The organism is Flavobacterium sp. FlaQc-52 (assembly GCF_044007495.1).
In the GTDB taxonomy this organism is placed as follows: domain Bacteria; phylum Bacteroidota; class Bacteroidia; order Flavobacteriales; family Flavobacteriaceae; genus Flavobacterium; species Flavobacterium cupriresistens.
In genome coordinates this window covers 108,679-132,225 of record NZ_JBIPCV010000005.1, presented here as the reverse complement: position 1 = coordinate 132,225, position 23,547 = coordinate 108,679, and the positions used below count along the sequence as shown (strand labels likewise).

The following is a 23,547-nucleotide window of genomic DNA, read 5'->3' as shown; positions in this document are numbered from 1 at the left end:
ATTAAGGTCTGTAATTGTATTTTGTCTCGGACAATAAGTAGTTGTTTTGATCCCTAACCTCTTTTAGCCTACCCTGAGAATCATAAATATAAGTTATCTTAAGTCCTTTAGGGTCAATAATAGATGTTACGCCAATTAAAGGTTTATATATAAAAGTAGTTACCATTGATTGCGCCATAGAAACATCATAACGCAAATTATTAAGGGCAATTATAAGGTTAGCTTCAGTACCAGTATCCGATTGTGTTTGTATAGCCGTTATCAGGTTAGAAGGAATATTTATATAAGACATGTTTTCAATTTTGGCTACGGGCAGCGTCTTATTATATCCCCATATATAACATGTCTTTATTCCGTCTTTAATCTGAAATTCAAGAACATTACCGTTGCTATTGTCAATTTCATTAAAACGCAAATCATTTTCCGAAGCTAATGCGCCTTTAGATCTCAATAATAACTCGGGCATTAAAATATTGTTACCCCAGTTTTTATACTTAGTCAGCTTTTCATCTAATTTAACGGCATTCTTTAGAAACTGAATTTTAAGAGGGACAAGCATATTTTTGTTTATAAGATCAGTAACCAATGGTTCTGATGCTACCTCTGAATCGCCTGGATAGAAGATTTTTGTCTCTAATGTTTCGCCTAAAGAGTTACTTGTAACCTCACTACTTAATTGCAAATGAGTTGGGTTATTGTAATTAAACACTTTATTTGTTACAATTGTTCCTGTGAGCGCATTTGATTGATTGTAAAAGCTCTCAGTGGTTTCTGTGCTTTTTAGATAATTCCAAGGTACAACAAATTCGTAATTATAAAATTGAACTGATTCAAGAACATTTTTAGGAGTTCCAAATTCTCCATTGACTGACGAAAATGGAAAACTATATCCGGTTCCGGCATAGCTAACATTTATAGATGATCTTCTAATCATTTTAAATCCTTCAACTATAGAAGTCCTTAAATTATCATCTACATAAACGTTTTTTACTTTTTTTATGGGATATGGTACATCGTTCACTAATTTATAATCACACTGCTCAATAAGTTTTCCCCTCATCCATGGTGTAGCAATTTGGACATAGTCTTCGGAAACCCAATCTCCACTATTTGTAAACTCATAGGTTGTAAATCCGTTCTTTTTTGAAGTCATCGGATCAATTGAAGTTTCTTTTACAAACCTATATGCAATACCCGTACCTTCAATTCCAGAGCTAGAAATTTCAGAAACTATAAATTTTTTAGAAAAATTTACCATAAATGGATTACCAGCGCTGCAATTTGATACGGAAAACGTTGCAGGAATGCGACTTGTAAACGATAATGCTTTATCATTATTTAAACTACCACTTGAATTTGTGGTACCAGGTGTATCATAATAATATTCTTTTTTTGTTGCTAAAGTAATTGCATCAGTATAATTTTCAATCGTTTTAATACGAAGACCAGGTCCAGCCAAGTTTTTAAACTCAGAAGATGCTGATTCAACATAAGTTAGAGATGCAGAACCAGACATGTGCTCGCCCCAGGCTTCAACAACCATGAACCCTGATCCTTGGAGGCTAACATAAGCTTCAAACGACTGAATCTTATTTTTTTTACCAGAATCATAAATTAGTCCGGTATCATTATCATAAATTCTTACTCTAATGTATTGATACTTTATTTCAGTAACATCATCATTAACATTGTTATGTACATCTATCCGAAGAGGTGAATTTGAAGATGCTCCTGTAAAATAACATCTATTATATTGGATACAATTTACTGGACATTGTGTTGTCCATTCGTCAATTGGACTTTCTCCTTCGGTTGGGTTATTATTTCCAGCCCCAGTACCAGTCGCACCACAGTTTAACCATTTTGGTTTATATTGCTGAAATTTGTCCAAACCCCAATACTCATTTCCTTCATAACTAAATTTACTAAAACCTTTTGTAGGATAATGCAATTCTGTTAATATAGCAGCCTTACTGTAATAGCTACTTACTGTTCGATCTGCACTTCCAACTGTTGCATTATAAGGTGATCCAAAGTAATGTTCAGGAATCATATTCAAGTTATTTCTCCCATTATAGTAACCGAAATAATCCTGTGAAGTAGAGTGTTTTTTGGGAAGAGTTATATCAGAATAAACAAATCTATGGAAATCCGATTCATCCAATAAATTTACTACTTTCAGTAGTTTTAATCTTTTATCATCAACACTTCCAGTTGCATTAAAATAGTCATATTCAAATCGGTAACCTTTTACAGTTGCAAATTGTAAAGTATTACCATTGTATTGTTGTACCTCCAATTTATTTAATAAACTGTTTCCATTAATAAGATCTTGCCTTCCAGGAAGTCTTGTAAAAAGAATCTTTGATTTATTATTATTAAATAATATCTCTTTTATTTTAATTGTCGAAGTTGTAACATCACCACCCTCTGTCCTTACAGGGCCTATGTTAGAAAGAACGCCTGCAGCACTACAACCACAGGCTATACACTCATCTTTAATTTCATGCTTCTGATTTGCGCTATGTTCAGTTACACCTCCGTCAGTGGAATAATAAAAATATATATTGCCATTGATAGGTGTTTTTATTTCGTCGACATACCATGCGCTTAAATAGTCATCATTATGAGTAAATTGTCTAACAGATTTTTCACTTGTATTGAAGATGTATTTATTGCCCATCTTATCCGTAATAGTAAACTTCAAATTTTTTCTTGTGCCAGTGCGATCAACCTTAAAAGCTTCAGGAGGAAATACCACAATGTCATTTTGAGCAAAATTTCTTATATAAAATTGCCCACTACAAGTCGGTGATGAAAAAGTATAAGTATCCTTTATTCTAGATTCGTCCAGATGCATGTTATTTATCGGTCCACTATTAAACGAGTATGGATTAGCATCATAAAAACTAAGATCTGCAGCAGTAGGTATTGCATCTAAATAAGTATTGTTTTCATCTACATCATCTTTTACATTTAATACAATTTGAGCTCCAAAAGTAAGATTCCAACCCAAGCCAACCCATGTAGCCTCCTGGTCAACCTTAATACCTGAAGAATGATAGTCCAATGATAACGGTATCCGAAAATCTTTTGATTCTATTGTATATAAAGGAATTGAAATATTAGGCACTCCCGTAGAAAGATTTACAGGAATATTTCCATACTGCAAAAAAGCTTCAGCCTCAGGTGACTTAGGTGCGTAATTAGGTATTTCAAACTCAGGTGTATTCTGTGAATAAATACTAAAACTTATTAAAATAAAAAATAAAAAAACGTTGGTTTTCATAAACTTGATCATGTTAATTTCTTGTTTTTATTACCTTTACCGACTCATCTCCCTTATCCGTCTGTACCTCAATAACATATAACCCTTCAGGATATGTGCTTAAATCAATTGGAATAGTCCTATCAGACACTTGAAAGCTTTGTAACTGCCTTCCTGCTAAATCAAATATTGATAATGTCCCGTTTGCGAATTCGAAACCGATAATGATATTTGTAAATTGTCTGGCAGGGTTCGGAATAGCCTCAATATTCAATTTTTTCTTTTCTTTTTTCTTATCTTTATCTTTAATTTTGACAACCCAAAAGTCAGCTTTTCCTTGTCCTTCGTTCTTATCGCGCGAAATTTCACCTTTAGAAGTCCCTGCAAGCAAATAGCCACCATCTCGAGTCTCAACTACTTTTCTAAGTACATCTTCACCATTGCTGCCAACTGTTTCTTTCCATATTTCTTCACCATCAGCAGAAATTTTTAACGCGATATAATCGTTGATTTCCTTCTTGTCTTTTTTATTAGTACCTATTGTCTCACTTTGGGCATATCCTCCTAAAAGAATAGTACCATCTACATTTTCAACTGCTGAAGTTAGAATATCTGTCTTACCTGTATTGTACGTTTCCTGCCACAGAAGTTCTCCTTGTTCATCGAGTTTTACTACCCAAAAATCAGTTCCACTTTTATTTGCCTTTTTCTTATTACCTGAAGTATTTGAAACCGAATCGCCAGCAATTATATATCCTCCATCAGTAGTCTGAACCGTTGAATATAAATGATCGTCACTTTCTCCTCCCAGATTCTGTTGCCATTCCGGATTACCATCTTTATCCAGTTTTATAATCCAATAATCACCTTCTCCATATCCATCGTGAGATTTATCCTGAGAGGCAGGAGAATTAGAAAATCCACTAGCAAGATATCCACCATCCTTTGTAGTTATAAGACTTTCGAGAATATCAACATATTTACCTCCAAGGGTTCTCTGCCATTTTATTTCTCCTTGATTATCCAATTTTACAATCCAATAATCCATGTTTCCACGGCTTTTCTCAGATTTGCTATATTTGTCAGTTCCAATATTTTGTGTATTATGGCCCTGTTCCGAATCTGAAGAACCTCCAATAATATAACCTCCATCCTGTGTCTGAGAAATGGTTCTGACCAAATCCCTCCCACCTCCACCAATGGTTCTCTGCCATTCTTCATTTCCCTTGGCATTAAGTTTTATAATCCAAAAGTCTTCATTACCCCGACAGGAATCTTTTTTAAATAGCCCTACTCCTGAATCAGATGTTCCTGCGAGAATAAAACCACCATCTGAGGTATTACGGATACTCTGAAGAAGATCAGCTCCTGAGCCTCCATAGTTTTTTTGCCAATCCAAATCTCCATCTTCATTCATCTTCCAAACCCAATAATCAAGATCACCTTCATTATCAGATGTCTTATTACCTGTTTTTTGTGAAAGAGAACTTCCTGCCAGAATAAAACCATAATCAGCAGTAGGTTGCACATCAAAAAGGTAATCAGCATGTTTACCACCGTATGACTTTTCCCACAAGACATCTTGAGCATGGAGACTGGCACAACAAAAAAGTAGAAAATAAAATGGAAAAATAAATAATAGCCGCATAACTTAAATAAATGTTAAAGTGAACGCCAAAATACAAAACTTTTCTGATGTTTAATTGCGGGAAAACCGCAATTAACACGTTTAAAATTACAATTTATACATAATAACGAGATATTCTTATTGAGTATCTTAGGTAGTAAGCTTTATAAAATTTTAGCTTCATGGACCTTAAATTTGCTTACTTAACATATATAGTCTGCTATATTGAACATAACTATTGTAAAGAATTGGAACTTTTCTTATTTTGATAAATTAATTATTCCATTAATATTCTTTTATTCGATCAATCATTTTTTCCAATGTTTTAATTGCTATTTCCTTATCCCGTTCTTCTGCTACATAGGCCTTACTTCGCATAGCGTCGTAAGAAAGGTCAGTCTTGTTTGGTGTCGATAAATAGGGAACTATTGTTTTAAAAACCTGGTTCATCGATTTTGACATTAAAATTTTTAGCTCATCAGAGGCTCGTAATATTAATGCAGTCTGATCTGTTGAAAGTTTACATAAAACCTTACTCGTTTGATAATTTACCAGAGGGTTGCTATTAGTTCTACGCTCGATTATTTGTATAGTTGAGCTTAAGTAGTTTGCAAATCTTACTTCTACAAAAGTTATCAATTCGTCCAAACAAGAAATTAAGGTAGTGGCTACCTCCTTTAGACTATCACTGTTGAACGTATTTTCAGTATTAATTTCTATAATTTTGTCTAACAGAAAAACCAAACTCGAATAGTAATTCCCAACTAAAATTTTGATTTCTTTTTCTTTAGTAAGAGAAAATACCCGTATGGTAAACTGTGACTGAATAATTAATGTTTGTTGTGTTGCTTTTTCTATAATCTCTTTCGACTGAATTGGAGTAATCATGGTAAGATCTGTTTTATTAGGATTAAGGATTGAAGTCACCATTAAATCCATCCACTCTAAAAGATAGGGTTGAGTCATTCTTTCTACTTTTAATTAATAAATCTTTCTTCCGATTTTTACATCGACAGTATTTTAAATCAATAGTTGCAGAACAGTACTCACCCCGCCAGAACAATTATCTCATGGTATTCCGGAGATTTAAACTTAAACGATATTCACTTGGAGACAGGGAAGTATGCTTCTTAAAAAAATTACTAAACAAAGAAGAATTACCAAATTGCAATTCTTCAGATATAGTGTTGATCGTTAAGGCTTGATTTTGAAGCAAGCGTTTTGACTCCAAAATTATTGCATCAACAATAAATTCTTTAGCCGTTTTTTGAGTAGATTCCTTAACGATTTTGGTAAGATGATCCGCCGTCATACATAATACATCAGCATAGAATTTTACTCCATGTTGCTTTTTATAGTTTAATTCGAGTGCTCTAAAAAATTGCATTAGTATTTTTTCTTTTAGTGTATATTCGACCTTTAGTTCTTTATAAAACCTATAGTAATTCTCTGCAAGAATATAGAGTAATAGATTAAAACCAAGTACTACTATTTCTTCTTTAAAAGCCTGCATATTGTATTGTTTTGCTTTACTCAACAATAGTTTGAATAGGTCTGTTAGATGTGATAGTTCTTTATTTTTAAGTAAAATCTTTGATGGGTACTTGATAACATACATTTCAAAATACCCCACATGTGACTGTTTTAGGCTGTTTTTATAGGCAAACTCTGAAGTGAAAGACAACACACAAATTTCTGACGATTTCTTTATGTGAAGTATCCTGCAATAAATTTTCTGCGGTATGGTGATCACTTCATGAACAAATAAATGAATTTTTTTGTCATTTATGCTAAGCTTAACAGACCCCGATCTAACGAATATAATTGAAAAATAATTATCGCCAAATATCTTACTCATTGAAAACTTAGACAAAGAGTTTTCGATGAAATGAAGTTTTAAACCCAGCAATTGTATTGATTTCGTGTCTACCAAAACATTATTCTTTATTACAGATTTTTAGCATAAGAAGAACCGAAACAAATAGCATATTTGAAACAGTTGTTCCAAAAAGTATTAGGGCCAAATCCCGTGGATCGCTGCTCTCCAGCTCGCCATTGGCGAGATAAGCTATTATTTCATCATAGCTTAATAAGTCTATGATGAAATAAAGGCAGATTAAATTGAAGAAAATCAGCAGTACGCTCAAGACGCACACAAGTTCTTTTTCAATTAGGTATATTCGATCTATCATTTGGGTGAAACATTTTTACTTTGCGCAATACCAACTACAAGTGAACCAGTAACAGCAGTGAATGGCCCCTTAAGTGCACCCTTTAATGCTCCCACAGCATTACCTTTAGATTTACCCCAATCCGGATCTCTTCTTTCTCTAATATGAAAGTACCAATGCCTTAGTAAAGATGTTGTAAGTAGTAGTGCTCTTTTATCGAAATTGTTAAACTGACCATTATCAATTACAGTTGTTTCGTAGGAGATGATAAATTGATAAATGACTTCGTATTTTTCTTTTTCTAATAAAAGTAAAGAGTCGATAAAATGCGACAAACTGGTTTTTGCTCCAGCAGTCAAAGTAGACGCTGTTATAACTGTGTTGAGATTAGCAGCCGGGTCTATTACAATTTCTCCAATTTCTTCAGGACTAAGCACTGTTGTACTATACCCTGTATTGAGGAGCATTACGTCTGTGTTTGCTAAAGCAATTTCTTTTACTCTATTACTAATCATAGTAATAGTAGTATCATTGACAGTATTCATTGCTTCGTAGAGATCAAGAATATTATTATGTGCTCTTCCGGCAGCGTCGTATGGGTTAGCAGCATTACCAGGCATGGGGCTTTCAGCCGTTGAATTGGGTTCAGTGAGTGTCTGAGAGGCTTCCATAATTTCTTCGGAACTACAGGAAATTAGTAGTGATGGTAAAAGAACTAATAACAGCAAAATCTTTTTCATAATCTGAATTTATTAAGGGTTACAACTTTTTCAATCCGTTCCATTTACCTGGATAAACAGAACTTTAATTTAGCAGCCTGCTAAATCTTTTTGCTTTTGAAATAATTGTAAAACTAGAATTCGGATTTCTATCCCACAACACTTATAGTGTGGATTTGCAGAAAAAAGGGTATGGATTTGCAGAAAATCCACACTATAAATACCGCACAAACATCATTGAATACCAATAGATTAACTTATATTTGATGCGCATTTCTCACAAAAAAAATATCACATCTTTTTTTGTAACGTATTCGACATTTAAATACTCATTTTATATAAAATAGTACTTATCCCAGTTGTCCTATGAATAAAATATATACATTAATTTGCTCTCTTGGTATGGGAGGTCAAATTTACGCGCAGGAAATTCCGCGTAAAATTCCAGATACGTTGGCACATAAAAATTACGACTATCTCTATGAAAAAATAGAAAATTTAAAAAAAGACAGCAATAAGCAGTCAATCTACCTGAAGACGTTTTTGTCCAAGGCAAAATCAGAAAACAATAACGAAGAAATAGTAAACGGATATAAAAATTATCTGCATGCCGCTCCTGAAAGTTTAAAACTTGTTTATGCAGACAGTATGATTTATACCGCAAAAAAATCAAAGGATAATGCTTTGATAGGCTCTGCTTATCTGTCAAAAGGTATTGTTTACTACAGTGAAAAAAAACTTAGACGGGCACTGGATCATTACCTTATTGCCAACAATTACATTTCCACTACCGAGAATCAGTACTTAATTTACAAAGTCAAGTACAATATTGCCAATATAAAATACTATTTGGGTTTTTATCACGAAGCCATTTCCTTATTCAATGAATGCATCGGTTACTTTAAAGATAATAGCCCTGACGGATACCTCAATTCCATACATTCTCTAGGGCTTTGTTATATTAAAATAGGTGCTCATGGTCTATGTTCCCAAACAAATAAAAAAGGACTTGAAGAAGGTAAAAGACTTGGAACTAATGAAATGGACTCTTACTTTATGCACTCAGAAGGAGTCAATCAATATTTTAAAAATAATTATGCATTAGCAATTAAAAACATTTCTGATGCTCTACCTGCAATAGAAGAGAATGACGATTTTGGAAATGTGGCTGTCGGTTATTTTTACATAGGAAAAAGCTACTGGACCCTTAAAAATAAACAAATTGCTGTTACGTATTTTAAAAAAGTGGATGAAATATTTGCTTCAAAAAAATATATCCGCCCGGATTTACGGCAAAATTTCGAAATGCTGATTGACTACTATAAAGCAGAACACAATTCAAAAATGCAGCTTTTTTATATTCGCAAATTACTAAAAGCGGATAGTCTTCTAAGTAAGAGGTATGTATACCTTTCCGGAAAAATTCATAAAGAATACGACACAAAGCAATTATTATTGGAAAAGGAAGGCATAGAGAATTCACTCCAAAAAAGGAAATACAATGACTATATTTTTGTAAGTGTAATTGCTATTTTATTTCTATCACTCCTATTCTTAGCTTATAGATTTACCCGAAATAAAAAACTCTACAGGCAAAAATTTGAAGCGTTCATGAAAAAAGAGAGCAAATCAAATGAAAAAAACTTAAGCCTTACTATTGAAGACATAAGTCAGGAAACTGTCATATCTGTCCTAAAACAATTGGAAAAGTTTGAAAAAGAAAAGAAATTTTTGGAAAAGGACTTAACATTAGTGAAATTAACAGCAGCATTTGAGAGTAATACAAAATATCTTTCTAAAATAATTTACCATTCCAGGAGAAAGAAGTTTGTTGATTACATTAATGATCTAAAAGTAGATTATCTCATTACCCTACTCAAAGAAGATCCCAAAATAAGAAAATATTCTAATAAAGCATTGGCTGAAGAAATCGGTTTTAGCAGCACCCAACGCTTTGCCAACGCCTTCTATGCCCGTACAGGAATGCCAACCTCCTACTTTATTGAGGAGCTTCAAAAGGAACAATTATAAATATCATTTAAGTATTTATTTTTGACATAAAAGCTATTTAAATATAAGCTAAACTTTTACTTTTGCAGCCCTAATTTAATAAACTAATATCATGAAAGATTTAATCGAAAAAATCAATGCAGAACTGGAAACGTTTAAAAGCGAATCTGACTCACTAATCGAAAAAGGTGTCAAAGCTGCCGGAGCAAGAGCTCGTAAATCAACTTTAGAGTTGGAGAAACTCTTAAAAGAATTTAGAAAAGTTTCTATAGAAGAATCTAAGAAGTAATATTTTTAGTAAAAACAATAAGAATTCAATAAATTATATACAGCTAACACATAATAACATAGGACGAATCTCTACATTTTTTATAATATCTTTGAAAAAGTTTAATTAGTGTTGAAATTACTTAGCATTTAACTGACTTCTGATAATTTCATAAGTAGTTTTCATGCCTAGTTTATGATAGAAATTATCTACAAATTTTATAGAGTTTATTATACCCCATTCAGCACAACCATGTCCTATACACCTCTCCGGAAAAAAGGCGCTTCCACGCCCTGCAAAAGGACTTAAGGAAAACTTATTTTTGAGCTTTAATGTTAGCCCTTTTTCATTTGTAAATTCATCAGAATATATAAGATTCCATTGAGGTTCATAATGGATGAGAGAATTTCTAAGTTGTATTAGCGATTTTATATCATTGAAAAGCACATCACTCTTGTCAATTGTATCTTTTTCACATGCAATTAATGCTATCTCATATTTACGTACTATTGAAAATGATGCTGTACGAGGCACATCTTGACTCCATAACCTTTTTATCATTTGTACATTTTTAGCATCTAAATTGTCATCAAATGACATAATGCTTTCATCAGAAACATTAGAAAAGAATTCATTTATTATTGATTCTAAAAACGCTACTGATAAGAATATCGCACTAGTACTGTATGACTTATATTCCATTTCTCTATCATCATGTAAGTTTTCTTTACATTCAATTCGCAATTTTTCTAGTTCGTAGGCTTTACGTGCAAAAAAACAAGCAGCTTTGATATGCTGACTAGAATAATTAGTTCTTGATGATATTGTTAATTTATCTTCCATTTCTATAAAAATTAGCAGTTATTTTCTAAAATCTTTACTGTGAGAAATAGTTGAGTTACTAAAGTAGCCTAGCTCCTTTTTTATCTTCTGTGCCTTTTCAATAAAGTCATTATTTAAGTCCGGAACAACAATGATAACAATATCAAAACAATTTTCGCCCTTTGAATTTTCGCCAATGGAAATACCAATTATTTTTTTCGCTGTTGGATTCTCATATCTAGCAACTATACATCTCAGTTCTAATTCTTTTTCCTTTTCTGCCCAATTCTTGTCATTTAAAGGCATAAATACATAAGTATGCTCACTATTATTTAGAGGTCTTAGCATACGTGCTTTTAACTTGTTTTTTATTGTGTTTTCAAGTATACTTCCTAATTCAATCCTATTTATCCTTGGTTCAAGATTAATAGTTCGAATGGCTTCTTCAAGTTCTTGTCTTTTTTCTTGAGATGTAGAATCAGTGATGTGATTTTTATGCAATTGTTGAATCATAAAATCCCAAATATAGCTTAACGTAATGTCACTTTGCCATCTAGAGTAGTCAGAACTGTTGACATATTCTTTCCAAAGATTTTCTCCCGCAATTACAGTTCCAGGAGCAACATAATCCTCTAATCCTGTTTGTATATAATAAGCTAAGAAATCAACTTCATTTGGGATTAGAATTGTTTTGTCTGAAATGAAATTTCTTTTTGCAGTCAAATAATTAGTGAAATCCGTTATAGTATCTAACTCACTAAGTATAGTTGCTGTTGACTTCTCATCAAATACATGAACATACCCTTTATCGAATTCCCCTGTTGGTAACGGAAATGTTTCCGGACTCCCAAAAGCAATAGCTATTCTATGTACAATCCTAGATTCTTTTGGAGGAAGTTTTATCTTTACACCTCTGTCTTTAAGTAGTATTTCATCAATGCTACTTAAATATCTTTCGGCACCATGTATTTGATCAATAGAATCGTGGATGGCTTTCTTAACCCACCTCTCATACTGTAATGAAACGTCGTTATTTTCCGAAACTCTAATATCTTTAATCGAAATTATTATAATTATATTATCACAAACAACTAGTACATCGCATAGTTCTTTGCCTTTTTTACCTATTGGGTTAGGAAAACTCCAAAATGGTAAAAAGGAGTTCTCACATAACTCAGCAACATATTTTTCTGATGGTGTCATAAATTATTCTATTGATTTTAATAAAACTAATTGAGGTTTTTATAAAAATTAAGTGGGAATTTTTTCATTCCAGACATCAGAGGCCTCCTTACAATCTTTGATTTTATGCGCACTAAGTTTTGTGAAGTAATTTATAATATCAGTTTTGTTTTTAGACAAAATTATGTTTAAATCATCTGATTTCTCATTTTTAAGAATTTCACTTTCAATTTTTTCAACAAGATCAATTGTTCTAGGGAACATTTTTATTGGATTAATAGTTATTCCATTTTTACTTAGTTTCAAACTTTGTCCCAAATAATCTGAGATTATAAGTAAGACATTAATGATTCTCACAAACGCATGAGGATGAGAGCTTTCTTCATAGTATATCTCTCTTGTTGCACTCGAAAATGTAAGAAAATATAACAAGACAGTTGCACTAAATAATTCAACAAGTAATTCCATCTTTTCAGAATCAATTTTTTCTCCAAATATTTTAAATCCATATTGCTGTATATGTGCTGCCAAAGAGAGTGCGCTAAAGCTATCAGCGTCTAATTCAAGTTTATGCCTTGTTAAAGAGAAATTATTACTTGTACTCGTTTCCTGCATCCAATTTTGAAGTTCTTCGGATTGTTGAATAAGGTGACCTAATTCATGATAAAAAGTAGAATGCTGTACTTGTTGGTACATCAGTACATTAATTGGATTATCTAAAAAAGGATATATTTTTTCAAATCTTTCCTTTAGTTTTTTATCGAGTTCTTCATTTTTTAAATAATCATTGATCTGACGGAGCATTAGTCCACTAGTAATTGCGATGATACCATGACCCTTAAATGTTTTTGCACGTGCATTTGGAGAAATATCGTTTTGAAAAAAAATATAACTTGAATTTACATCATATTTTGCTGCCCATGTCAAAATACCTCTATAAAAATCAAAGGTTTCATCAAACTCGCGTTCGTTAGGAGTTTCTCTAAAATTGAATATTTCACCTTTAGTTATGTCAGTATTTTTTGAAATTTCAATTACTTCATTTTCGTATGTCATTTTTCTAGTAAATTTTTTGAAAGCGTAGATAGCAATTAGTATTAAAATAATTATAGTTAAGAAAATATATACCATATTCAAATAATTTATTATATTTCTTCCCCATACGATCCGAAATCTATAACTTTGTAGTCAGGCTTTTTATTTATCGGATAACAATAATACGTATCCTTTCTCAATCTTCTTTACGGTTTTCCTCATTCATTATTTTATAAAACTAAAAAAGATGCTAATTAGCATCTTTTTTATAATCCAACAAGTTTAAAAAACTCTGAAAGTTTTAATTCTCTTGCTTCACAAATCTTTAATATAGTTATAAGGCTGATTTGATAATCATTGTCATATTTTATTCTTCGAACAGTTTTTTCATCAATACCGTGTTCTGTCGCAAATGAGTTTTGCGACGATGCTTTATTTACCCATTCTTTGGCAATAAAATCAACGATTTGACGATTTTTTATTTTCATATTAACAAAGAAACTTTTTAAAGCTCAAAATAATTCGGATTCAAATCCGAAATTCAAAATATATTATTATATTTGTTATTGATAATATATATTTGCGATACTTCTAATAAAATATTTGAAGCATTCGCTTTGAATCTCGCCTTTGAAAACTGGTACTTTTGCAACGAGATGATAAGTATGATGCTCACGTCCTTTGGCGTGGGCTCACTTATTGTTGCACCGGTATACCAGTACCTCAAAGGCAATAAGTTGAGAGCTACCCACGCCTCCTTTTTGGAGATACATCTACACTTAACTTAATTCTTAGCGTCTTTTAATATCATATAGTTTCGCAATTCACTATTGTTTAACCAATACTAAACTTGTGTGCCTATGATTTAAAAAATTCCTGGTTTGTTTTTACTGCCTGCGCTGTCTTATTGTAATTTTTGAGTTAGTGATTGTACAGTGGCAGGCAATTAAAAAAGAAATATGAACAGCGATTTAATATCCTAATTAAATCAAAACTGTATAAAAAGAAGACTCCCTACCCCGAAGTTTGCGACCAAGAGTAGAGAGTCCTAATTAAAAAAACTAACGTTTAATTAACCTTATCCAATATTATGAAAAATATTTCATTCTGCAAGGGTCGGGAGGTTCTTCGGTATGCATTTATTTTAACAATGTATCTAAGCTGCCCCGACATTCTTGCTACTACCCTAAAAAAATATTCCCTTACACAGCAACAGCAAATTAGTGGAACAATTACTGATGCTTTGGGCGCCATGCCCGGTGTAACTGTAAGTGTAAAAGGATCGACAATTTCTACCATTACTGACCAAAATGGTAAATACGCGATCAATGCCCTTAGCACTGATATACTTATATTCTCTTATATAGGCTTTAAAACTCAAGAAATCATCGTTGGCTCAAAATCGAGTATCAATCTGCAGATGCAGGAAGATGCGACAACACTTGGGGAAGTAACGATCAATGCCGGTTACTACTCCGTAAAAGATAGTGACCGTACCGGAAGTATTGTAAAGATAACTTCTAAAGACATCGAAAAACAACCTGTTACCAATGTACTTGCTACCATGCAGGGAAGAATGGCAGGAGTTAACATCACTCAAAATTCAGGCATGCCCGGTGGTGGTTTTGATATCGAAATCCGTGGACAAAATAGTTTACGACTCGAAGGAAACAGTCCTTTGTATATTATTGACGGGGTTCCCTATTCCTCACAGGATATAGGAAGTTCATACACATCAGGTAACATGACAGCACTAAATAGCCCGCTCAATAGCATTAATCCCGGAGACATTTCAAATATAGAGGTTTTAAAAGATGCTGATGCTACCGCTATTTATGGTTCACGAGGAGCTAATGGTGTGGTTCTGATAACCACTAAAAAAGGAAAAGAAGGAAAAATGACTTTTAGTACTACTTATTCTAACGGCTATGGACAGGTTGCTCATTTCATAGACCTAATGGATACCTCCCAGTATTTAGCCATGCGAAGAGAAGCTTTTGCCAATGATGGCATTACAAAATACCCTGCAAATGCCTATGATGTTAATGGAACTTGGGATCAAAACCGCAATACCAACTGGCAGAAAGAGCTTATCGGGGGTACTGCAAACCAAACTAATGTTCAATCTTCGCTTTCGGGTGGTTCTGCGCAGACACAGTTTCTTTTAAGCGGAAGCTACAATAAAGAAACCACCGTATACCCCGGAGATTTTGATTACATCAAAGCAAACGGGTATTTTAACCTAAATCATGAATCTTTAGACAAAAAGTTTAAAGCTGTTTTTACCACAGGCTATACGGCGCAGTTTAGCGATCTTCCTTCTATAGATCTTACCCGTGACGCTATTACTTTAGTTCCCAATGCTCCATCACTCTATGATGCTAGTGGAGAACTGAACTGGGAAAACAACACCTTTGAGAACCCACTGGCAAAGTTGAAAAGGGAAATAAAAGGAGAAACCTATGACTTTCTGGCTAATATGCTACTTTCTTATGAATTGGGCTTAGGCTTTACCGCTAAAACCAGTTTGGGCTACACAGACCTTCGCCAAAATCAAATGACCCTGCTTCCTTCAACTATCTACAATCCTTCTTATGAGTTGGGAAGTGAAGTTTCTGCCTCATTTGCCAACACCGTCAATCGTAATTCATGGATCGTTGAGCCACAATTGGGATGGGGATATGCAATTGATAAAGGAAAAATAGAAGTGTTGGCCGGAGCCACCTTCCAACAGCAAAAAAGCAATCAGCTTGTTAGTGCCGGTGAAGGTTTTGCGAGCAATAGCCTGATTGAAAATCCCGCTTCAGCGTCCAATTATCTTATTTTAAATAGTGATGAAACACTGTACCGATATCAGGCATTTTTTGGTCGTGTGAATCTAAACTGGCAGGGAAAGTATATTGTAAATCTTACCGGTCGAAGGGATGGGTCGAGCCGTTTTGGACCCGGTCGCCAATTTGCCACTTTTGGCGCTATAGGCAGTGCGTGGCTATTTGGAGAGGAAAACATTGTAAAGCAAAATCTAGACTTCTTAAGTTTTGGAAAACTGAGAGCAAGTTATGGAACCAGTGGTAATGACCAAATTGGAGATTATCAGTATCTCGATACCTACAGTACTTCAGGCTATACCTATGGAGGGATTAGCGGTTTGCAACCTACACGGCTTTTTAACCCCAATTTTGGGTGGGAAACCAATAAAAAATTGGAAGCGGCTCTGGAACTTGGTTTTTTAAAGGATAGGATATCCACCACAATAGCATGGTATCGTAATCGTTCCTCCAATCAATTGGTCGGAATACCACTGCCGGGAACAACAGGTTTTCCTGAGCTGAGAGCCAATCTAGATGCTGAAGTTCAAAACAGCGGGCTCGAATTCAGCCTTCGTACAGTCAACGTGCAAAGCAAAGATTTTAGCTGGATCAGTAACTTCAATATTAGCAGTGTCAAAAACGAGCTCCTTTCCTTTCCCGGTTTGGAAGCTTCACCCTATAAAAATCAATATGTAATTGGTCAGCCTATTAATATTGTAAAAGTATACCATTACACAGGACTTCATCCAACGACAGGTACTTATCAGTTTGAGGATTTTAATGGTGATGGAAGCCTATCGGCAGTAGATGATAAAAAGATTGTTAAAAATCTAAGTCCTCAATATTATGGTGGCTTTCAAAATCAATTACGCTACGGAAATGTGCAATTGGATTTTCTTTTCCAATTTGTAAAACAGCAGAATTTCAATGAAAGCTACAGGACATCGATGCCCGGCACGATGGTCAACCAACCTGAAGGAGTCACCGAGCACTGGCAGAATCCCGGAGATACCGGTCCCTATCAATCCTACAGCAACAGTAATGCGCAAAAAAGAGCCGCAAGTATCCGTTATTCCCAAAGTGATGCTGCCATTAGTGACGCCTCCTTTATTCGTTTAAAGAATGTTGCCATTTCTTTTGATCTGCCTCAAAGCTGGACCAAGAAATTCTTCTGTAAAATTAGCCTTCAGGGACAGAACCTACTGACGATAACACCGTACAAAGGGATTGATCCAGAGTTTCGCTCATCAGGATACCTCCCCCCGCTTCGAATTATCACAACAAGTCTTCACATTAGTTTCTAACCTTAAAAATATAACCTTATGAAAAATCGTAAATTATTCCAAGGTCTTAGGCATTTTTCAAATGACACGATAAAAATACTGTCTTTAGTACTACTGTGGATCGTTCTTTTCTGCTTTACAATAGCCTGCGACAGTTTTACAGAAGTAGACTTACCCTCTTCCCAGTTAACAGCAAAAGACGTCTTTAAAGACAAAGTCACAGCCAATGCCGCAATGGTAGACATCTACACTAAAATTCGCGAACAGGGCATACTTAACGGAGGTCCGTCGGGTATTTCAAGTCAGTTCGGGCTTTATACCGACGAACTTACCTATTATGGTGTATCTAATAGCATTCAGGCTAATTTTTACACGAATTCACTTTTGGCTTCCGATAACGAAATTTTGCAGTTATGGACCAACAGCTACAACCAAATCTACGCTGCCAATGCCGTCATTGAAGGAGTCACCGCTTCGGATGCCTTAAAACCGGAAGATAAAGAGCAATTGATCGGAGAAGCCTTATTTGTACGGGCATTAATCCATTTTTATCTCACTACTATTTTTGGGGATGTTCCCTACATCGTAACCACCGACTACAAGCAGAATACTACAGTCCCGAGAATGTCCGAAAGTGAAGTATATCAACTAATCAAAAAAGACCTTCTACAAGCAAGTAAGCTATTACCTGAAGAATATGTTACAGCAGAAAGGATACGTCCTAACAAGTGGGCATCACAGGCTGTATTGGCAAGGGTATGTCTTTATTTACAACAATGGGATGAAGCTTCAGACGCAGCCTCTTCTGTATTAAACCAATCGGGTTTGTATGAGTGGCCTTCTGATCCTGCTACAGTATTTCTTAAAGGAAGTCCTTCGACCGTCTGGCAATTAATGCCTGCCTCTGATGGAATGAATACACATGAGGCTGAAACCTTTGTTTTCTATCAGGGTCCACCCCCATCATTAGCCATCGCTGATGAACTTGTGAATACTTTTAGTGCTGCCGATCTTCGAAAAGAGAACTGGATAAAAGCCGTTACAGATGGTACAAGCACATGGTACCATGCTAACAAGTACAAGGAAGCGACTAATACAGGCTCTTCCGTAGAATACTCTATTGTCCTTAGGTTAGCCGAACAATACCTCATAAGAGCAGAAGCTCGTGCACATGCGGGTGATATCATTGGGGCAAAAGAAGATTTAAATAAAACCCGAAATCTCGCAGGACTTGACAATACCACAGCGGTTACAGCGGATGAAATTATAACTGCGGTACTCTTAGAACGTCGTTTGGAATTCTTTACAGAATTTGGTCATCGCTTTTTCGATTTAAAAAGAACAGGTCGCTTAGATACCACACTATCACCCGTTAAACCCCAATGGGAAACAACCGACCGTTTACTGCCAATACCGGAATCAGAACTTTTGCTTAATCCCAATTTAGCCCCTCAAAATGAAGGTTATTAATCCAATACAAGCCTCTCATAAATTTAAAAGGTACAAAAACCTTTTAATGGGTTTATTGTATTCTATAGCATGGTTTTTAACCACACCTTGTTGCGCACAGGAAATACCTAAACGTACCTTAACCAAATCGGACTATTCACTTTGGAGCAAACTCCTTGCAGGAAAACTATCCAATAAGGGTCACTGGGCAAGTTATGTATTGATGTACGAGTCTAAAAAAGATACCTTGTTTGTGAAAAGTACCAAAAGGAATATCACCTACTCTTTTCCAAAGGCAAAAGAAGGTGCTTTTAATGGGGAGTCCGAATTTGCCTGTATGGCACGTGATACGCTGCTGCTTATGAATTTAAAAAGTGGGTTACTCACCAAAACTGGTGATGTTGATGATTTTTCATTTTCCGGTAATACTATGTTTTTATCGCTGCTGCTACAACAGTCCAATGATAAATTTAAGCTTGTTGTTCAGGATGTAAAAGGAAATAAAAAGCTGGAAATACCCAATATAAGTCAGTGGCATCATGAGCCCAATCGAAACGGCTTATTGTACTGCGCAACGTCAGAGACCGGCAATGAGATTGGCTATATAATGCTGGGATCAGAAATAAAAAGACATGTTATACTATCTGGTAGTAAAGAAAAGTTTCAGAACCTAAACTGGCGTGGTACTGCCATTGCTTTTGTACAGTATGATAAAAAAGCGCCACAACTTTATAGCTATACTACAAAAAGTGGCAAACTTCACTGTTTTGATTCGCGTAAGGTATCGGGTTTTCCAAAGGATATGAAAGTTTCAGACGCGACGTATCAAACCCTTACCCTCTCGGATGATGGAGAACGTATCTTTTTCTGGATGAAAGAAGCCAATAAAGACCATTTAAATATTGATCCCAAAACCGTACAGGTTTGGAATACAGCGGACAAATTAGTCTTCGATCATAAGAAATTTATAGGCGAGTATACTCTTATGGATAAGATGGCGGTATGGTTTGTCAAAAGCAATCAGTTTCTTCAAATTACAAACCGGCAGCATCCAAGGGGATTTCTAAGTGGTGATTGTAAAAATGCATTTATTTATGATCCTGTGGCTTACGAACCTCAAAGCAGTTTTGACGGTCCTATAGATTTGTATATTATTAATCTGCACACAGGCAATAAAAAACGAATTCTTGAAAAATATTCCGGTGATCATCTGACAATTCCTTCTCCCGGCGGGAAATATTTAGCCTATCCAAAAGAAGGACACTGGTGGATCTATGATATAAATACTGACATTCATGCCAATATCTCTGCTTCGGTTCCACTGTCTTTTTTCAGGCAGAATCAGGATAAACCCACCGAAAAAGCTCCTTACGGACTCGGTGGGTGGACGGTACAGGACAATAGCATTGTCCTGTACGATCAGTATGATCTATGGCAGGTATCAGTTGATGGCAAGATCAAAAAACGACTTACCAAAGGCAGGGAAATTGAAAGAACCTACCGTATTAAAGACCTGACTCCAGCACCTATCTATCCTGAAGATCAAATTGTGGCTAAGGGTAAAGCTTTGTCCTTAGAAAAAGGGCTTTTACTTGAAGCAATACATAAAAATTCAGGGGTATCAGGATTCTTTACATGGACTTCTACAATCGGAGAAAAAAAGAAAGTGTGGGAAGCCAAAAAGATTAATCAGATCATCAAAGCTTCTGACAGTCATAGTTATACGTATGTACAGCAAAGTTATGAAACAGCTCCAGCACTTATGCATTACCAAAAGACATCCAAGAAGATCTTTCAAAGCAATCCGCAACAGCAGCATTTTTATTGGGGTAAAACTGAGGCGGTACGGTATACAATTGGAGACGAAAATTTATCGGGTATTTTGTATTATCCTACAGACTATAAGAAGGAATTTAAGTATCCCATGATCGTCCATATATACGAAAGACAATTTCAATATTTCAATAACTATATGCCTCCTTCTTCTTTTGCTTCAGATGGATTTAATATTACCAATCTTACCTCGCAAGGCTATTTTGTTTTTCTACCCGATATGATTTTTGAAAAAGGCAATGTAGGCGAGTCGGCAACTCAGTGTGTCTTAACAGCAATTGATGCTGTTATTGCCAAAGGTGTTATTGCTCCCAATAAAATAGGACTTATTGGACATTCCTTTGGCGGGTATCTAACGGATCTGATCATAACACAAACGGACCGCTTTGCTACAGCTGTTTCCGGAGCAGCATGGACCGATCTTGTCAGCAGTTATCTCTATATCGGAACTACTTTTAGCAGACCCGATTTCTACCGCGCAGAACACGATCAGCTCCGTATCGGTAAATCATTATTTGAAGACATGGAAAGTTATCTGGATAATTCACCTGTTTTAAAAGCATCCAATGTTACCACTCCTTTACTGGGGTGGACAGGCGAAGACGACAGGCATATCCATTACCTTCAAAGTATGGAATTTTATCTGGCGCTCAGAAGACTTAATAAACGGCACATACTGCTTGTTTATCCTGAAGAGGGTCACAATTTAGTAAAACGGGAAAATCAAAAAGATTTGGGAGAGCGTATCGAAGAGTGGTTTGGATATCATCTGAAGAACAACAAACCCAAAGACTGGATGGCAAACGATTTTCAATAAAAAAACACTTCCTACTATTACTAAAAAAAGATGCCGTCTACTCTTAGACGGCATCACTATTTACTCCAAAAGCTTCAACTATTCTACATTCCTTTTTAAAGGTGTCAGGCAGGTTGAGATTGGTCTGGCATAAAGCTGGCTATCATCGGGCGCAGTGCAGTCAAAATTTCCAGAATTGGAACATTCTTCTACTTTTTCACAAGGAACAGGACCGGAAATATGTTTCCAACCCATAATTGGTGCTGCCTCTGCACTTTTATCAATACCGCTTGTACTCATGGCACTTGTCAATCCAAGTGCAACTACTGCCAATGGCAGAACGAATTTAAAAAGATTACTTTTCATAATAATAAAATTTCATGGTTGATGATCTACTCTTTTACAGGTTTTCGATCTAATCCCTGCTATCGGCCAATAGATTTTTAATACCATCCTAAACAGGACAGTTTGTTTATTTCTTATACTTATATATCAATTTTCTATCAAGATCATAACGAACAATATGACTGCCGATCAAGGCAAATAATTTGTTGTCATACACCACAAAGTTTCTGACTTTTTTGCCCTTTATATCATAGATGCAGAAACTAAACAGATACCGGTTTTTAATAATGTCATAAACATCGATTATACTGGCATTCTTCCATATATCTTTCTCTTCATACCGACCAGGTATAGCGGAATTAACAAACAACAGATCATTGTAAACCGCGCTGCTTTTATTAACGAACAAAGGTGGTTTGCTAAATTTTCTCTGATGGTGTTTTTCGACTTTTACAATACTCAGCTTTGCCCGTGTAATGGTATCAATAGTATTGCCCCTAAAATCAATTTTTAGATCATGGTTAGCAACCGTAAATTGATTTCTATAAGCGTACAGAAATACTATTCTTTTGAGGCCGGAACTATAGAGCAGCTGGCCGTCCGTATCAAATACACCATCAAACTGTTTTTCTAAAATTTTAGGATTTAAAATGGTTTTCGTTGTGTCCCCGAGGTTGATTACTCCCAAAATACTTTCACCATTTATCGCAGAATGTGTCCGCACCGCAATTGCCGTGGAGTCTATAGCTTCTGCTGTTGTAAAGTACTCCCCTCCTTTTTTCCTGATTTTAGCTTTCCAGTCTTTTATAGTTCCTTTGTAAACACAAGGTATTCTTCCATCAACTACAAAGAAATATGGAGCGTGTACTATAATTTTCACGGCTTGAAATGGAAGGTCTTTCCTATCAAGATCAATAACTTTTTTTTCGATCTGATCCAGCTTCATATCCAGGACGGTCATCAATAAAGGAGCGGTAGTATTTCCTAAATAGACCCTATTACTATCAACTCCTGTTATGTAATACGAGTTAAGCAGGATGTCTTGGTTATAAGCTATCGTAACGGGGGTATGAGGAAAACGCCTGATTAATCTGTTATGGTACTGTACAATATTCTCAGATAGCAAGAATAAGACAATCACGATCACTATACTACAGAGTGTAGTGCTGAAAAATACCCCATAAAGTGTCTTCGATTTTACTTTGTCCTTTGCTGCAGCATCAACGGATTTATATAGAAATATAGCCAGGGCAGCCATCACAATAAAAACACAGTTAAAGATTAAATGTTCTGTCCAATTCAATTTCTCCAGGACACCGCCACAAGAACATGGAACAAAGGTGGTATAATGAAGTACTATAAAAATATAAGCGGTGAACATAACCATTAAACCATAGGAGGTAAATAGCCCAATAAAACGAAATCTTGGGACAATAAGTAATATACAGATTACGAGTTCTGTAGCGGGGACCAATACAGAAATCCAATCGGCAAAGGCGCTTAGTAAAGGGGACTGCCCTAACTGTACTTTGAAGTTTTGAAAATCAAACAGTTTACTTGTGGAGGCATACACAAATAAAAAGACATATAGCAGGCAGATTACATCTATAATTATTCTCTTCGTCTTGATATTGAATCTCATAACATGAATGTTTAATTGTCAATAGATACATTACACTGCGCTCAAAATACCTAAGCTCCGGTGCCGGACTAATGCTTTATAAATAATTTTGATGCGCTTTTAGAATTCGTTTTCAATCTCTGTAAGGGGTAAAGTTTCTGGTGTTTATGATTGGGGTAGCTATCTTGAGATTGAAGCATAGTCAAAATTACAGTGGTTTGTTTAACAATAGGTTGCGAAAATCCTGCGAAAACAGCCTGAAATTTTAGAAAATCCTGCCATTTATAATCAAATACAATACGATCGCT

16 protein-coding genes are annotated in these 23,547 nt (G+C 35.1%); 5 read left to right on the top strand and 11 right to left on the bottom strand.

The window, feature by feature from the left end; translation table 11 throughout:
* Position 1: 1 nt before the first annotated feature.
* The 5 genes from ACHRV5_RS11005 to ACHRV5_RS10985 form a co-directional block, all read right to left on the bottom strand.
* Positions 2 to 3,289: an RHS repeat domain-containing protein gene (locus ACHRV5_RS11005; protein ID WP_395426772.1), complete on the bottom strand. Its 3,288-nt coding sequence runs from the start codon at positions 3,287 to 3,289 to the stop codon at positions 2 to 4.
* Positions 3,290 to 3,302: 13 nt separating this feature from the next.
* Complete coding sequence (locus tag ACHRV5_RS11000; RefSeq protein WP_395426771.1) at positions 3,303 to 4,844, bottom strand: T9SS type A sorting domain-containing protein; 1,542 nt, start codon at positions 4,842 to 4,844, stop codon at positions 3,303 to 3,305.
* Between the two features lie 336 nt (positions 4,845 to 5,180).
* Positions 5,181 to 5,861, bottom strand: a complete 681-nt coding sequence (locus ACHRV5_RS10995) for a hypothetical protein (protein ID WP_395426770.1) — start codon at positions 5,859 to 5,861, stop codon at positions 5,181 to 5,183.
* A 97-nt stretch (positions 5,862 to 5,958) separates the two neighbouring features.
* Positions 5,959 to 6,753 (bottom strand): helix-turn-helix domain-containing protein, encoded by a 795-nt coding sequence (locus ACHRV5_RS10990; RefSeq protein ID WP_395426769.1) that lies wholly within the window; start codon positions 6,751 to 6,753, stop codon positions 5,959 to 5,961.
* 330 nt (positions 6,754 to 7,083) lie between these two features.
* Positions 7,084 to 7,806: a hypothetical protein gene (locus ACHRV5_RS10985; RefSeq protein WP_395426768.1), complete on the bottom strand. Its 723-nt coding sequence runs from the start codon at positions 7,804 to 7,806 to the stop codon at positions 7,084 to 7,086.
* Positions 7,807 to 8,151: 345 nt separating this feature from the next.
* Between ACHRV5_RS10985 and ACHRV5_RS10980 the strand changes: the two genes are divergently transcribed.
* Positions 8,152 to 9,816, top strand: a complete 1,665-nt coding sequence (locus ACHRV5_RS10980) for a helix-turn-helix domain-containing protein (RefSeq protein WP_395426767.1) — start codon at positions 8,152 to 8,154, stop codon at positions 9,814 to 9,816.
* 91 nt (positions 9,817 to 9,907) lie between these two features.
* Positions 9,908 to 10,084, top strand: a complete 177-nt coding sequence (locus ACHRV5_RS10975) for a histone H1 (protein WP_395426766.1) — start codon at positions 9,908 to 9,910, stop codon at positions 10,082 to 10,084.
* Positions 10,085 to 10,201: 117 nt separating this feature from the next.
* On the opposite strand, the gene ACHRV5_RS10970 is transcribed toward ACHRV5_RS10975, so the two are convergent.
* The 4 genes from ACHRV5_RS10970 to ACHRV5_RS10955 form a co-directional block, all read right to left on the bottom strand.
* Positions 10,202 to 10,906, bottom strand: coding sequence for a hypothetical protein (locus tag ACHRV5_RS10970; protein WP_395426765.1), 705 nt, complete (start codon positions 10,904 to 10,906; stop codon positions 10,202 to 10,204).
* Between the two features lie 18 nt (positions 10,907 to 10,924).
* A complete protein-coding gene (locus ACHRV5_RS10965) occupies positions 10,925 to 12,088 on the bottom strand; it encodes a hypothetical protein (RefSeq protein ID WP_395426764.1) in 1,164 nt (387 codons plus the stop codon).
* Between the two features lie 48 nt (positions 12,089 to 12,136).
* Complete coding sequence (locus ACHRV5_RS10960) at positions 12,137 to 13,123, bottom strand: hypothetical protein (RefSeq protein ID WP_395426763.1); 987 nt, start codon at positions 13,121 to 13,123, stop codon at positions 12,137 to 12,139.
* 245 nt (positions 13,124 to 13,368) lie between these two features.
* A complete protein-coding gene (locus tag ACHRV5_RS10955; RefSeq protein ID WP_395426762.1) occupies positions 13,369 to 13,590 on the bottom strand; it encodes a helix-turn-helix domain-containing protein in 222 nt (73 codons plus the stop codon).
* A 662-nt stretch (positions 13,591 to 14,252) separates the two neighbouring features.
* Between ACHRV5_RS10955 and ACHRV5_RS10950 the strand changes: the two genes are divergently transcribed.
* From ACHRV5_RS10950 to ACHRV5_RS10940, 3 genes are read left to right on the top strand one after another with little or no spacing between them, the layout of a single operon-like run.
* On the top strand, positions 14,253 to 17,216 hold the full coding sequence (locus tag ACHRV5_RS10950; protein WP_395426761.1) for a SusC/RagA family TonB-linked outer membrane protein: 2,964 nt from the start codon (positions 14,253 to 14,255) through the stop codon (positions 17,214 to 17,216).
* 18 nt (positions 17,217 to 17,234) lie between these two features.
* Positions 17,235 to 18,665 (top strand): RagB/SusD family nutrient uptake outer membrane protein, encoded by a 1,431-nt coding sequence (locus ACHRV5_RS10945; RefSeq protein ID WP_395426760.1) that lies wholly within the window; start codon positions 17,235 to 17,237, stop codon positions 18,663 to 18,665.
* On the top strand, positions 18,652 to 21,294 hold the full coding sequence (locus ACHRV5_RS10940; RefSeq protein WP_395426759.1) for a S9 family peptidase: 2,643 nt from the start codon (positions 18,652 to 18,654) through the stop codon (positions 21,292 to 21,294). Before ACHRV5_RS10945 ends, ACHRV5_RS10940 begins: the two co-directional genes overlap by 14 nt.
* 78 nt (positions 21,295 to 21,372) lie before the next feature.
* On the opposite strand, the gene ACHRV5_RS10935 is transcribed toward ACHRV5_RS10940, so the two are convergent.
* Entirely contained in the window at positions 21,373 to 21,639 is a 267-nt protein-coding gene (locus ACHRV5_RS10935) for a hypothetical protein (RefSeq protein WP_395426758.1), read from the bottom strand.
* A gap of 106 nt (positions 21,640 to 21,745) precedes the next feature.
* Complete coding sequence (locus ACHRV5_RS10930; RefSeq protein WP_395426757.1) at positions 21,746 to 23,260, bottom strand: DoxX family protein; 1,515 nt, start codon at positions 23,258 to 23,260, stop codon at positions 21,746 to 21,748.
* Positions 23,261 to 23,547: the final 287 nt, after the last annotated feature.